This window comes from Vibrio maerlii (genome assembly GCF_003415655.1).
Lineage (GTDB): Bacteria > Pseudomonadota > Gammaproteobacteria > Enterobacterales > Vibrionaceae > Vibrio > Vibrio maerlii.
In genome coordinates this window covers 160,987-174,987 of record NZ_QRHC01000003.1, presented here as the reverse complement: position 1 = coordinate 174,987, position 14,001 = coordinate 160,987, and the positions used below count along the sequence as shown (strand labels likewise).

At 44.5% G+C, this 14,001-nt stretch carries 13 protein-coding genes and 2 tRNA genes; 7 read left to right on the top strand and 8 right to left on the bottom strand.

Going from position 1 to position 14,001, the window contains the following annotated elements; all coding sequences use genetic code 11:
* Nucleotides 1–35: 35 nt before the first annotated feature.
* Together fadD and rnd are read left to right on the top strand one after the other, a co-directional pair.
* Nucleotides 36–1,727, top strand: coding sequence for a long-chain-fatty-acid--CoA ligase FadD (gene fadD, locus DPF91_RS05105; RefSeq protein ID WP_117233362.1), 1,692 nt, complete (start codon nt 36–38; stop codon nt 1,725–1,727).
* Nucleotides 1,728–1,801: 74 nt separating this feature from the next.
* On the top strand, nt 1,802–2,920 hold the full coding sequence (gene rnd / locus DPF91_RS05100) for a ribonuclease D (RefSeq protein WP_123766751.1): 1,119 nt from the start codon (nt 1,802–1,804) through the stop codon (nt 2,918–2,920).
* Nucleotides 2,921–3,068: 148 nt separating this feature from the next.
* On the opposite strand, the gene minE is transcribed toward rnd, so the two are convergent.
* Genes minE through minC form a run of 3 tightly spaced genes read right to left on the bottom strand, consistent with a single transcriptional unit; the run spans nt 3,069 to nt 4,833 of the window.
* Nucleotides 3,069–3,332: a cell division topological specificity factor MinE gene (minE, locus tag DPF91_RS05095; protein ID WP_117233360.1), complete on the bottom strand. Its 264-nt coding sequence runs from the start codon at nt 3,330–3,332 to the stop codon at nt 3,069–3,071.
* Nucleotides 3,333–3,336: 4 nt separating this feature from the next.
* Nucleotides 3,337–4,149: a septum site-determining protein MinD gene (gene minD / locus DPF91_RS05090; protein ID WP_117233359.1), complete on the bottom strand. Its 813-nt coding sequence runs from the start codon at nt 4,147–4,149 to the stop codon at nt 3,337–3,339.
* 21 nt (nt 4,150–4,170) lie between these two features.
* Nucleotides 4,171–4,833, bottom strand: coding sequence for a septum site-determining protein MinC (minC, locus tag DPF91_RS05085; protein ID WP_117233358.1), 663 nt, complete (start codon nt 4,831–4,833; stop codon nt 4,171–4,173).
* A gap of 169 nt (nt 4,834–5,002) precedes the next feature.
* Between minC and DPF91_RS05080 the strand changes: the two genes are divergently transcribed.
* Together DPF91_RS05080 and DPF91_RS05075 are read left to right on the top strand one after the other, a co-directional pair.
* On the top strand, nt 5,003–5,284 hold the full coding sequence (locus tag DPF91_RS05080; protein ID WP_117233357.1) for a YcgL domain-containing protein: 282 nt from the start codon (nt 5,003–5,005) through the stop codon (nt 5,282–5,284).
* 94 nt (nt 5,285–5,378) lie between these two features.
* Nucleotides 5,379–6,326 carry a lytic murein transglycosylase gene (locus DPF91_RS05075; protein ID WP_117233785.1) on the top strand — a complete coding sequence of 316 codons (948 nt, stop codon included), beginning with the start codon at nt 5,379–5,381 and terminating at the stop codon, nt 6,324–6,326.
* A gap of 192 nt (nt 6,327–6,518) precedes the next feature.
* On the opposite strand, the gene folD is transcribed toward DPF91_RS05075, so the two are convergent.
* The gene (gene folD / locus DPF91_RS05070) at nt 6,519–7,376 is read right to left on the bottom strand and encodes a bifunctional methylenetetrahydrofolate dehydrogenase/methenyltetrahydrofolate cyclohydrolase FolD (protein WP_117233356.1); all 858 of its coding nucleotides are present in this window, start codon (nt 7,374–7,376) and stop codon (nt 6,519–6,521) included.
* A gap of 221 nt (nt 7,377–7,597) precedes the next feature.
* Between folD and DPF91_RS05065 the strand changes: the two genes are divergently transcribed.
* A tRNA-Arg gene (locus tag DPF91_RS05065) sits at nt 7,598–7,674 on the top strand.
* A 187-nt stretch (nt 7,675–7,861) separates the two neighbouring features.
* Nucleotides 7,862–8,494 carry an HD domain-containing protein gene (locus DPF91_RS05060; protein WP_117233355.1) on the top strand — a complete coding sequence of 211 codons (633 nt, stop codon included), beginning with the start codon at nt 7,862–7,864 and terminating at the stop codon, nt 8,492–8,494.
* A 122-nt stretch (nt 8,495–8,616) separates the two neighbouring features.
* Here DPF91_RS05060 and DPF91_RS05055 read toward each other — a convergent pair whose 3' ends face one another.
* From DPF91_RS05055 to DPF91_RS05040, 4 genes are all read right to left on the bottom strand, one after another.
* Nucleotides 8,617–9,951: a D-serine ammonia-lyase gene (locus DPF91_RS05055; protein ID WP_164684050.1), complete on the bottom strand. Its 1,335-nt coding sequence runs from the start codon at nt 9,949–9,951 to the stop codon at nt 8,617–8,619.
* 485 nt (nt 9,952–10,436) lie between these two features.
* A tRNA-Ser gene (locus tag DPF91_RS05050) sits at nt 10,437–10,527 on the bottom strand.
* 142 nt (nt 10,528–10,669) lie between these two features.
* Nucleotides 10,670–12,469: a DUF3413 domain-containing protein gene (locus DPF91_RS05045; protein ID WP_117233353.1), complete on the bottom strand. Its 1,800-nt coding sequence runs from the start codon at nt 12,467–12,469 to the stop codon at nt 10,670–10,672.
* 52 nt (nt 12,470–12,521) lie between these two features.
* Complete coding sequence (locus tag DPF91_RS05040) at nt 12,522–12,749, bottom strand: YejL family protein (protein ID WP_117233352.1); 228 nt, start codon at nt 12,747–12,749, stop codon at nt 12,522–12,524.
* A gap of 92 nt (nt 12,750–12,841) precedes the next feature.
* Between DPF91_RS05040 and yejK the strand changes: the two genes are divergently transcribed.
* Nucleotides 12,842–13,843, top strand: a complete 1,002-nt coding sequence (gene yejK / locus DPF91_RS05035) for a nucleoid-associated protein YejK (RefSeq protein WP_117233351.1) — start codon at nt 12,842–12,844, stop codon at nt 13,841–13,843.
* Nucleotides 13,844–14,001 lie beyond the last annotated feature (158 nt).

Here is a 14,001-nt window from a genome sequence, read left to right as displayed (position 1 = left end):
ATCAGCGATTTCAGCAATTATTTGAGGAGTTTACTGTGGATAAACCTTGGCTATCACGCTATCCAGAAGACGTGCCAGAAACAATCAACCCAGACCAATATCCGTCTCTGGTTGAGATGTTTGAGCAGTCAGTACGTAACTACGCGGACCAACCAGCTTTCATGAACATGGGCTCGGTAATGACATTCCGCAAGCTGGAGGAGCGCAGCCGAGCGTTCGCGGCTTACCTACAAAATGAGCTAAAGCTTAAGAAAGGTGACCGTGTTGCTCTGATGATGCCTAACTTACTGCAATATCCAGTGGCACTATTTGGTGTTCTGCGAGCGGGTATGATTGCCGTTAACGTAAACCCACTGTACACGCCTCGTGAACTAGAGCATCAATTAAACGATGCAGACGCAAAAGCTATCGTAATTGTGTCTAACTTTGCGAATACACTAGAGCAGGTTGTTGACAACACACCAGTTAAACACGTTGTTCTGACTAGCCTAGGTCAAATGTTGCCGCGTGCTAAAGGTACCATTGTTGATTTCGTTGTGAAGTACGTAAAAGGTATGGTACCTAAGTACAACCTGCCTGGCGCAATCTCATTCCGTAAAGCACTGCACAAAGGTCGTCGTCTCCAGTATGTGAAGCCATTCATGTCGGGTGATGACATTGCATTCTTGCAATACACAGGTGGAACCACGGGTGTGGCAAAGGGTGCTATCCTGACTCATCGCAATATGATTGCGAACGTTCTACAAGCTAAAGGAGCGTACGGTCCTGTTCTGCGTGAAGGTCGTGAGCTAGTTGTGACGGCGCTTCCTCTGTATCACGTCTTTGCATTGACGGTGAACTGTCTACTGTTCGTTGAGATGGGGGGGCGCAACCTGTTAATCACTAACCCACGTGATATCCCAGGCTTCATCAAAGAGCTTCAAAAATACCCATTCACCGCGATTACAGGTGTAAACACCCTGTTTAATGCATTGGTGAATAACGAAGATTTCCACGAGCTAGACTTTAGCAACCTAAGCCTGTCTGTCGGTGGTGGTATGGCTGTGCAGCGTGCTGTTGCTGAACAATGGAAGAAGATAACTGGTGTTCACCTGCTTGAAGGTTATGGCCTGACAGAGTGTTCGCCACTAGTAACGGGTAACCCATATAATCTATCTGATTACACGGGTGCTATTGGTTTACCTGTACCATCAACAGAAGTGCGTATCATTGACGACGAAGGCAATGTACTGCCAATGGATCAAACGGGTGAGCTGCAAGTTCGCGGTCCTCAGGTGATGCAAGGCTACTGGCAGCGTCCTGAAGCCACCAAAGATGTGATTGACCAAGATGGTTGGCTATCAACGGGTGATATCGTTCGTATCGACGAACAAGGTTTCATTTTCATTGTTGACCGTAAGAAAGACATGATTCTGGTATCTGGCTTTAACGTGTACCCAAATGAAATCGAAGATGTGGTTGCACTGCACGGAAAAGTGTTGGAAGTGGCTGCTATCGGTGAGCCGAATGAAAACAGCGGTGAAGCGGTGAAGATCTTTGTGGTGAAGCGTGATCCTAGCTTAACCAAAGAAGAGATTATTGCGCACTGTCGTGAGCACCTAACAGGTTACAAAGTACCTAAGCTGGTTGAGTTCCGTGATGAACTACCAAAGACTAACGTAGGTAAGATTTTGCGTCGTGTTCTTCGTGAAGAGAACGATGCGAAGTTAAAACAAGAAGCAAAATAGTTTTTCGAAAACTATTACTGCAATAAATGCTACAATACCGGCGGTTTCGCCGGTATTTTTTTAGAGGGCATTCAGTGAATTACCAAATAATTACCCAATACGATGAGTTGGTTAAGGTGTGTCAGCAAGCACAGCAATACGATGTTGTGATGTTGGATACCGAATTCGTACGAACTCGCACCTACTTTCCGCAGCTGGGGCTGATTCAACTTTTCGATGGTGAGACACTTTCTCTAATAGATCCGGTTGAACTAACAGACATGTCTCCGCTCAAGGAGTTGTTGCAAAATACCTCGGTGCTCAAAGTGCTGCATGCCTGTGGTGAGGACTTAGAAGTATTCCAGAATGAGTTTGGTTGTACGCCTTTCCCTATGGTGGATACCCAGATAATGGCTGCATTCCTTGGTCATGGTCTTTCAACCGGCTTTGCGGCACTTGTGAAAGAGTATTTAGGTATTGAGCTCGACAAAAGTGAGTCTCGTACCGACTGGATGGCTCGTCCATTGACTCAGAAACAGCTTGATTATGCTGCTGCCGACGTCCATTACTTATTGCCAATGTACCAAAAGCTACAAAACAAAGTACAAGCAGCTGGCTGGTGGGAAGCAGCAATGCAAGAGTCAGAATTGGTTGTGTCGAAGCGTATTAAAACGATCGACCCAAACAATGCCTACTTAGATATTAAAGGTGCATGGCAGCTAACACCAAAGCAGCTTGCAACGCTAAAGCCTTTGGCAAAATGGCGCTTTAAAGAAGCAATCAAGCGCGACCTTGCTTTGAACTTTGTGTTCAAAGAACAAGACCTGTTAAATGTAGCGCGCTTTCATTGTAATTCTGCGAAGAAGATGGAAGCACAAGATATGGACCCTCGCTCGGTACGTCGTCACGGCGAGAGAATTAGCCAGATAGTCAAGAAAGCCTACTACACGGCAGAAGAGGATTATCCTGATAAGATTGAGCGCTTAATGGATATGCCGGGCTACAAGCAGCTATTTAAAACGTTAAAAGACGAAGTGAAGCGTGTATCGCAAAACTCAGGTCTCGCTACGGAGTTTTTGGCGTCTAAGAAGCAGTTGAATCAGATGATTCGCTGGGTGTGGAAGAAAGATCGTGATCCGTCGTCATTGCCTGATGCAATGCAAGGTTGGCGATTAGAGCTACTAGGTGAAAAGCTCGATAAATTGATCAAATAAAGGAAAGGGTTGACGTAATCGTCAACCCTTTCAACATTATAGCTTTATAGCTTTATAGCTTTATAGCTTTATAGCTTTATAGCTTTATAGCTTTATAGCTTTATAGCTTTATAGCTTTATAGCTTTATAGCTTTATAGCTTTCTAGCTTTATTTTTCGTCTTCTGGAAGCTTAACGTTCAGTTCTAGTACCGAGATATCATCGTCCTTGTGCTCAAACGATAGGTCAACCATCGATGGGTCAACATTGACATACTTACCAATGACTTGAAGAATTTCTTCTTTGAGTTGAGGCAGGTATGACGGTGCTGGATCCCCCTGGCTACGACGCTCAGCAACAATAATCTGCAGTCGCTCCTTGGCTAGGTTAGCCGACTTCTTTTTCTGCGGCTTAAAAAACTCGAGTAATGACACAGGCTTAACCTCCGAATAGGCGTTTGAAAATTCCTTTTTTCTGTTCAGTCAGGAAGCGGAAATCCACTTGCTGTCCTAGCAGACGCTCTACTGTATCATCATAGGCCATACCTGCATCAGATGCCTCATCGAAGAATACTGGCACACCTTTGTTTGATGCATTCAGTACTGCTTGGCTCTCTGGAATAACACCTAGCAGCGAGATGTGCAGGATCTCTTCTACATCTTCAACACTCAGCATTTCACCTTGGGTCACACGTGCTGGGTTGTAACGTGTGAGCAGTAGATGTTGCTTCACAGGCTCTAAGCCTTGCTCGGCGCGACGAGATTTAGAATCTAGGATACCGAGGATGCGGTCTGAATCGCGAACAGAAGAGACTTCAGGGTTCGTTGTCACAATCGCCTCGTCTGCGAAGTACAGTGCCATCAGTGCACCCTGTTCGATACCCGCAGGGGAATCACAGATAATGAAATCAAAGCCCATTTCATCCAACTCATTTAGAACACGTTCAACGCCTTCTTTGCTGAGCGCGTCTTTGTCACGAGTTTGTGATGCTGGCAGGATGAACAAGTTATCTGTGCGCTTATCTTTGATTAGTGCTTGGTTGAGTGTTGCTTCGCCATTGATTACGTTAACGAAGTCGTACACGACGCGACGTTCACAGCCCATAATTAGGTCAAGGTTACGTAGGCCAATATCGAAATCGATTACTGCCGTCTTTTTCCCTTTTACCGCTAAGCCAGATGCGATAGCAGCACTTGAAGTTGTTTTACCAACACCACCCTTACCGGATGTCACAACAATGACACGAGCCATTCGAAATTCCTTATAAAAAACTTATTGAGCGAGTATTTCAAATTGAAGTTGTTCGTCTGCCATGCTCAGCATGACTTTCTTTTTCCAATACTCACTATTGATTTGATCACTGAGCCAGTAGTGTCCTGAAATCGAGACAAGTTCTGCCTGAAGATCATGGCACAGTATTTTTGATTCTGATTGTCCACTTGCACCCGCGATAGCTCGACCACGCAAAGAACCGTAAATATGTATACTGCCATCCGCGATAACTTCTGCGCCAGCGCTGACGTGGCTGAGCACTATAAGGTCGCTATCTTTTGCATAGACTTGTTGACCAGAGCGGACGGGAGTACGGACCACTTTAGGTGCTTTCATCTCGGCTGGAGCCTGAGTGGGTGTCTTGCTTGCAGTCATTACCGCAAAGCCTGCATCGGTAGCTAAGGTTTGCGTGCGTTTGTTTTTGCTACCGGTAATGCCAACAGGGATCATACCTGCATCATTTACGGCTTGTTTGAGTGCAGCAAAATCGATATCACCGTCGACCTTTTCAATATTAAGGACGATAGGAGCGTTGGCAAAAAAGGCGGGTGCCTTTTCTACTTTTTCTGTGAGAAAGGATTTTGCTTCTGCAACGTCATTGCTGGCTAGATGTAATACCGTTAAGGTGAAACTGCTGCCTTTTAGATCGGGTAGTGTAGCCATAGAAATTAATACAACCTCTTTTGCATTCAGCGTTGCTTTGGACTAGGGATAACATGTTATATTCCTAGGTGGTGAGCAGCAAGTTATCTCGCTGATTTCCCAGTTTTTAGCTCAATAATTGCACACGCTTATCAAAGCAACGCGATATTAATAAATTAGAAGGCCTAACATGCTTTGTTCGATCTATAAAAGCACAAAAAAAGAGGGCGCTTACCTCTACATTTCAAAAAAAGACGATTTTTCACAAGTTCCTGACAAATTGATGGAGATGTTTGGCAAACCTGTGTTCGTCATGGTGATAAAGCTAGATGGCCGAAAACTAGCACAAGTCGATGTTGAAAAGGTGAAAGCATCACTGCAGGAAGAGGGCTTCTTCTTACAACTGCCGCCGCCACCAGAAAACTTGCTTGAAACCTATAAAGAACGAAAAAAACAACAGAACCAAGGTTAAAGCTACAGTCTGTAGAGCGTTTACGGACAGGTGCTTTCAAGGAGGAAGTTTGATCACATTCAAATCTAAGCTAACAACATTAGCATTAGCCACAATGCTTCCGTTCACGAGCTGGGCGGAAAGCGCAAAACCAAGTTTCGAAGATTATGTGCTTGAGCTGAAAGAGCAGGGGCGCGAGCAAGGTATTTCTGAGCCAATTTTAGAACAAGCCTTTTCAGACGTGACCTATAAGCCAAGAGCAGTAAAGGCAGATAAGAACCAACCAGAGAAAAGGCTTACACTTGATGAGTACATTCCAAGGGCTGTACCGGATTGGAAAGTAAAGCAGGCGCAGAAACTCTATAAGCAAAACTACGCAGACTTGAAACGTATTGGCGATGAGTATGGCGTTCAGCCTCGCTTTATCGTTGCGTTATGGGGGGTCGAAAGTAACTTCGGTACTTTCACCGGTAATTACAGGGTGATGGATGCGCTCGCTACGATGGCTTACGACGGTCGTCGTGAGGAGTTCTTCCGTACTGAAGCGATGCATGCACTTAAGATTTTGGATGAAGGGCATATCCCTGTCGAAAACTTTAAAGGGTCCTGGGCGGGAGCTATGGGGCAACCTCAGTTTATGCCAAGCTCGTTTATGGCTTACGCCGCGGACGGCAACGGTGATGGTAAGAAGGATATCTGGAATACTAAAGCTGATGTTTTTGCTTCAGCAGCAAATTATTTAAGTCAGTCTGGTTGGCAGGAAGAGTATACGTGGGGGCGTCAAGTTCAAGTGCCATCAGGTATCAGTTTAGAATTACAAGGCCGCTCAGAAGAGAAGGGTAAATACCTTCAAGAGTGGTCGGAACTTGGAATTAAACGATTTGATGGCCGTCCACTACCGAGACTTGATGAAGATATTAAAGCGTGGCTAATAATGCCTGATGACCAAAATGGTCGCAGCTACTTGGTATACAACAACTACAACGTGTTGATGAAGTGGAACCGTTCTTACTATTTCGCACTAGCGGTGAGCCACCTAGCGGATCGAATCAAGTTTGGTTAATACTTTGCTTTTAGATAGTTAGGTCGCTTCGCTGCTGGAAAACTGGATATCTAGATTCTTTAACCTACCGCACTAAAAAGGGTTGACGTTAAACGTCAACCTTTCAAAATTCTCTAGCTCTCTAGCTCTCTAGCTCTCTAGCTCTCTAGCTCTCTAGCTCTCTAGCTCTCTAGCTCTCTAGCTCTCTAGCTCTTAGTTCGAGTTGTATTGCTCACAGGCAATCATAGTGTTCTCGATTAGGCTTGCTACAGTCATCGGGCCAACACCACCCGGTACTGGTGTGATGAAGCTTGCGTTTTCTTTTGCAACATCATATTCAACGTCACCAACAAGCTTACCCGACTCAAGGCGGTTGATACCGACATCGACCACAATTGCGCCTTTCTTAATCCAAGCACCTGGAATAAAGTTAGGTTTACCAACAGCAACAACCACAACATCCGCTTGACGAACATGTGATTCAAGGTCTTGAGTAAATCGATGACATGTTGTGGTCGTACAACCTGCTAACAGAAGTTCCAATGTCATTGGGCGGCCCACAATGTTCGAAGCGCCAACCACAACAGCGTGTTTGCCACGCAGATCGATGTTGTAACGGTCCAGCAGTGTGATAATACCTTTTGGAGTACAAGAGCGAAGCTTTGGAATGCGCTGTGCTAATCGACCCACGTTGTATGGGTGGAAACCATCCACATCTTTTTCTGGAGTGATACGTTCAAGTACCTTTGTACTATCAATACCAGCAGGCAGTGGAAGCTGAACCAAAATACCGTCAATTTCTGGATCGCGGTTTAGTTGATCAACCAAGTCAAGAAGTTCCATCTCGGATGCGGTTGCTGGTAGGTCAAAAGATTTTGATACAAAGCCCACTTCCTCACAAGCTTTACGCTTGCTACCGACATATACTTGCGATGCTGGGTCTTCGCCAACAAGCACAACAGCAAGGCCAGGAGCACGAAGACCAGCTTCTGTGCGAGCCTTAACGCGAGCCGCTACTTCAGAGCGAACGGTTTGTGAGATGAGTTTTCCATCGATGTTTTGAGCAGTCATGAGCTTCCTTTAGAAGTTACGCTGAAATGATAAAGCTTTATGCTTTTATTTTGCGCGCATTGTCTCAAAAATGTCTGGGAATATCCATAAAGCAAACGTTTGCTTTGTTCTGTTTTTAGTCGTGGAAGCAATAAATGGCTTTTTTTTCGGCACTCAATTCTCAAAGTGGCACAAACCCATTGATTTCGCTCAATCAACTCGTATAATCCTTTCCCTGTAGCGCGCCCTTAGCTCAGCTGGATAGAGCACGTCCCTTCTAAGGATGTGGTCGAAGGTTCGAATCCTTCAGGGCGTGCCATTTATTCTTAAAGCCCCGACAACTCAATGAGTTGTCGGGGCTTTTTCGTTTCTGTGGTGCTATGGTGGTGCAACAAAACTTTTTCAAGCGACTAGCACCCGTTTGATCACAAAAGTAGTTTCATTGTTTTGTGTTCAATTTTAATTGATGGCTACACTGTTTTTCCAACTAATCGAAACAAGAATGCATGAACCTCACCAATTATGAACAACAATTTAAGGCATTCATTGAAAAAGAGATGACGCAAGATTTGGCTCACGACATGAGCCATGTATTGCGTGTGGTCTCCAGTGCCAAGAAGTTATGTATAGAAGAAGAGGCAATGCTAGAAGTTGTATTGCCTGCCGCCTATTTACACGACTGTTTCTCTTACCCTAAAGATCATCCCGATAGGAGAAAAAGCTCAGTCGTAGCGGCAGATAAAGCCATCGATTTTCTGCAGTCTATTGGTTACCCAGAGATGTACTTTGAATCCATTCATCATGCTATCGTGGCTCACAGTTATAGTGCGGATATAGAAACCCAAACAGTTGAAGCTAAGATTGTTCAAGATGCTGATCGGTTGGATGCTTTAGGCGCTGTAGGGATTGCCCGTTGTATTCAAGTGAGTAGTGGCTTTGGTTCAAAGCTGTATAGCGTTGATGACCCTTTTGGTGTTGAACGTGAGCTTGCAGATAAGCAGTTTGCGGTGGACCACTTTTATACCAAACTCTTCAAGTTAGTGAATAAGCTCAATACGAAATCGGCGCGAAAGGAAGGGGAGAGGCGAACTCGTTACATGAAAGCATTTTTAGATCAACTTAAAAGCGAAATAGAATAGTGCACGCGACCTGCATTGAAGGCTACATCTCACGGTACAGTTAATCACTGGCACTCTTAGATATAGTTCTCTGTTATTTGTTCGATTTAGGGAAGCAATCCAGTAGAGTGCCATTAACTTAGTTATTGATTAGATAGCATATTTTTAAGGTAATAGGACATTTCGGCTTCAGGAACCATGCCACCACCTGTCGCCCAAACTAAATGTGTGGCATTGCTCATAATGGTGTCACTAAACTCCATCTGCTTTCTATAGCCCCGATCATTCGTTACAACCACAGGCCCAATCATGCCCGCTAGTGCCGAAGGCTCAAGCTGTATGTCTTCACACTCACTCAATTGTTTCAGTAAGTTGTACATACGTTCATCGGTTATTGTTAAATAACCATCTAACAACCTTTCCATCGCTCGACCGACAAATCCGGAGGCACGACCGAAGGCTAGACCATCAGCGGCGGTAATGTTGTCGATGCCAATATCTTGAACGCTAATGTCATCGTGCAGGCCGGTATGGACGCCAAGCAACATACATGGAGAATGTGTCGGCTCAGCAAAAATACAATGAACGTTATCTCCAAATGCCATTTTCAGGCCGAACGCGACTCCACCAGGGCCACCACCAACACCACACGGCAGATACACAAATAGAGGGTGCTGCGCGTCTACTTCGATACCTTTCTCAGTTAACTGTTTCTTAAGACGTTCACCAGCAACGGAATAACCCAAGAACAGGGTTTGCGAGTTTTCGTCATCAATGAAAAAGCAGGTAGGGTCGTTTTCTGCTTCTTTCCGACCTTGAGCCACTGCGACACCATAATCTTGTTCATACTCGACAACATTAACGCCATGAGAGCGAAGTTTGTTTTTCTTCCACTCCCTTGCATCAGCAGACATATGCACAGAAACGGAAAAACCTAATTTGGCACTTATGATCCCAATAGACATCCCAAGGTTTCCAGTAGAGCCTACAGCGATACTGAATTGCTTGAAGAAATCTTGGAACTCTTTATTCAACAATTTACTGTAGTCATCCGATTCCGTAAGCAGTCCTGCTTCCATTGCAAGTTTTTCTGCATGTGTCAGGACTTCATATATCCCGCCTCGGGCTTTAATAGAGCCTGAGATAGGCAAGTGACTATCTTTTTTTATTAGCAAGCGACCTTGTACCTGAGTGTTATATTCTCGCTCGAGTAGGTTGTGCATTTTCTTGATGGGAACCACTTCCGACTCGATGATACCGTCTGTTATGGCCGTTTCCGGGAACGCTTTGGCAAGATACGAAGCGAATCGCGCTAGCCTGTTGCTTGCATCTTGAATATTCTCAGCATTAAGTCCAACGTATGGCAAACCCTCTTCAAGGCTTGTGATATGCGGGTTAAACCACGATGTTTCTTTGAGCTCTATAAGTTCTTTAACCAGCGGATACTGCGCGGTTAGCTGGTCAATGTTAATAGTCATCAGAATACCTTGTTTTTATGCAATGTAAGACAGTATGAATGTGCCGGCAAGTGCCCCGAAGTATGTAGTAAAGTTAGCTGAGCGATAGTATTAGAAAATCTAGCTTATGGAAGCACCAGCAATATTGTTTTACAAGCCACAAAGTATGTCGGCTACCATCGGCGATTCAATCCAAGTGCGCTTGAGCCTATAACAGGTGTGATAATTTCTGGGCTGATATCAAAGCAAACGGTGGGAGTGGTGACAAAGTGCTTGTCGCACCACGAGTTCTACTAGGAAAAGCGGTTCGCTAACCGGGGCATCAGCGTATATTTTTTAAAGTGATACCAATACGTTTAGGCTTAGCTGTAATCAATAACACAGCTGTAGTAGGTGCCAGCGGTAGTTTTGAGAGGGTATATTGTCTGAGTCAATCCATTTTGGGGACTCAGCTTGCTTCAGATAAGAAAAAGCCACTGAAAATCAGTGGCTTATCTCTATAAATGTGGCGGAGAGATAGGGATTTGAACCCTAGAACCGCTATTAACGGTTGCCGGTTTTCAAGACCGGTGCTTTCGACCACTCAGCCATCTCTCCTCTGGGGACGCATAATATAGAGCCTCCACAATGATGTAAAGCCCTCGAGTGACTGTTTGCTTGCTTTGTGACCGATTGCAAAGAAAGTATCTAGGAGAGAGTAGCTAGATAGAAAAAAGGAGAGCAATTTGCTCTCCTTGGATTAGTTTTCATTCACGTAAAAACGTTTTAGCTCTGTCAGACCTTGCATCAAAACCGGTAAGCGAGGCTTGCCATCTTTGATACGTTTGTAGTCGGCATCGTAAAGCTTGAAGTTGCCGAATCGGTCAATCACCGTGGTTTCAGTTGGAGTGATTAATGCAATCTCTCTTGAGTCACCAGCGATAATCCAACGGCGGCTAGATTCATTAAGAAGATTGCGACCGCTACTGAAGTCACTCGCTTTTGATGACACGCCCAGCAGGTCTCGCATTAGAGTTGCTGGCATATCAAGGTGACTAGTTTGATGATTGTAAGTCGTAGCCAACTTACCTGGCCAATGCATGATCATCGGAACTTGCAGTTGGTAACGGCTGTAGTTTGTACCTGTGCCCCAGCTATTCGTTTTCGTCTCGTTAAACTCGGTACCGTGATTCGATGTGACGATTACGATGGTGCTCTCAAGTAAGCCTTTTTCTTGCAGCTTAGTGAAAACCTGCTCGATGTAAGTGTCTGCACTCGAAGCGGCCTTATAGTATGCTTTCTTAAAGTTGTCACTCGCGCTTAGAGCCTTATCCTCGTCACCGTAGTTGGTGAAATCGTCCACAGATGTCAGTTCAATAAAGCTCATCCAAGGTGATGATTTAGTACCGTTTAGCCAAGTATTCCACTCATCAACAGCCACTTGGTCGTTGTATTTGATATCTTGCGATAAGTTAACTGGTAGCTTGCGGAAAATGGTCTCTTTGTACAAAGGATCATTGAAGCCAGAACCACTGAAGCGCGCAAATCTGTACTTCTGGTCCTTCATAACGTCAAACAGGACAGGGGAGGCTTTTTGCTCTCGAATGCTGCCTGCGTAACTACTAGGGAGGCCGTAGAACAGGCCAAACATCCCCAAAGAATCGTTACTTGAGCTGTAATGATTCGTGAAGTTCACATTGTCGTTAGCGAGTTGAGTAGTAAACGGCATTGATTCTTCGTTCACTGCATCTGCACGAAGGTTGTTTGCACTGATAACCAGTAGGTTAAGATTTTTACCACGACGGTTAAACTTCAACTCTTCTAGCGGGTAGTTCATGAGGTCAACACTGCTTTCGCTTTCTAATAAGCGACGCTCGTATTCTTCTTTATCAAGCAGACCATGTTTTTCCATAAAGGTCTTCGCCGTCATTGGGTATGACAGAGGGAAGTTCGCTTTTTGATTGGTAATCGGGCTGTAGAAATACGCATCCGCCCAGATATAAATTAGGTGGCTTAAAATAAAGCAGAGGAAAAATACTGCGGCCAATGGACGACCGATATGTTTGTGCGACAGCTTGCGTTGCTTATTCCAAACCCATTCGGAAAGAGCAAGTTGCAGTAAGAAAATGATCGGCAGCACGATGAATAGCTTTTGCCACTCTGCTGCACTAGTACCTTCCGTGTCATTCCACAACACCTCCCAAACCGCAGAGTTTAGGTGTAGATTGATAGCCTCATAAGACTGAGTATCAATCAATAACACGGTTAAAGCCACAGTTGCGAAACAAACTGAAAACAGCCTGAATAGCTTTCGTGAGGGAATGACAAAGGTCAGAGGGAAAAGTACCAAAAGGTAGAGAGCAAAGGCCAAAAAGCCAAAATGCCCAACCCATGAGATCGCTAAGTAAAATTGCCCAAGCAAAGTCTCAGGCCAAGGTGATTGGCTAATATAGCGGGTGCCGATAAGCATGGATACAATGATGTTGAAGAAAGCAAACCAATGCCCCCAACCTACCATTCGAGAAACGCGGCCACCGTATGTGTTCTCACTATCTACCATTTAGATACTTCTGTCCGTCTTTTTATTCGTCTTTAGTCCGTAAGACTAATGATTAATGTGTTTTACTTTCGTCTAGAGAAGACAGTAAAGCTTGCGCAAATTTTTCAGCGATAACCTTGCGCTGAGAAGCAGGAACGTTTTGGTTTAGAACGTTCGTCGCAATGTTGCCTGCAATCATCAATGAAAGCTCGGCATTTGCACCGTGCTTATCAAGAACGGCAGCAATCTCAGTTAGGATTTGTTCAACAGTTTCGTCGCTGTATTTAGATGTAATTGGCATAAGGACTCAATAATGTCAGATAATGATAGTAAAAGCGGCTTATGATAACCTACTCTCAATGACAACTGAAACCCGAAATAAATAAAACTGCTATGAGTCTTCATCTTTCTAACGTAATTTTACATCAGCTTACTAAAAACGATCAGGATGAACTGGTTGTTAACTATAGAGAACATGCTCTAGACAACGATACCTCATCAGAAAGCCTGGTGGCTGAGCTACACCGTGTATTCCATTCAAAAGCAGGTAAAGGGTTTGGCTCTTTTCAATCTGACAGCGACTTTCAACAATGGTTGCAAGAGCTGCGCCGTGGCGAAAGAGATTTTTATGATTTTTCACAGGTTTGTGCTCAACGTCTCAACCAAGAAATTAGCAAATACCCATTTGCGGAAGAGGGAACTCTAGTTCTAGCCGAATACCAATCCTTAGCAACAGATTACCTATTTATCGGTTTGCTACCTTCTAATCACAGCTTGAAGGTGACGGAAGGCCTTGAGATCCTCTCTACTGACTATCTAGATATCACAAAGATGGATATTGCGGCACGTATCGATCTGTCTCGCTATGACACCGATAAAGATTCCAATCGTTACCTTGCCTACATCAAAGGCAGAGTTGGTCGCAAAGTGGCTGATTTCTTCTTAGATTTCATGCAAGCAGAAGTTGGGTTAGATACTAAGCAACAAAACTTGGTATTAATGCAGGCGGTTGATGACTTTTGTGCTGACTCTCAGTTAGATAAAGAAGAGACCAACAATTACCGCAAACAAGTCGCCGAATACTGCAACGAACAGATTAAGTCTGGTGATGAGGTGTTCGTAAAAGAGCTTTCGGGAGAGCTGCCAGCAAGTTCGGATGGCACGAGTTTCCACCAATTCGCTCAAGAGCAGGGCTATGAGCTAGAAGAGAGCTTTCCTGGTGACCGTGCAACGGTACGTAAACTGACTAAGTATGTGGGTGCTGGAGGCGGATTGAATGTTAGCTTCGATAGTCTGTTGTTAGGTGAACGTATTTTTTACGATCCGGAAACTGATACGCTAACGATTAAAGGGACACCACCAAACTTACGTGATCAGCTTTCAAGAGACCGATAAGCCTCTATAAACCTAAACTAAGCAAGTTGAATTCTATTTCCTGTGAAGGATAAAATAGTGATTTAGCTTGCTTTTTTTATGTTCAAATGACTGGTAATCCTTTGAGCTGAGTAGTAATTTTAATAAATTAGTTCAATCGCTTATCACAGGATGTGTCA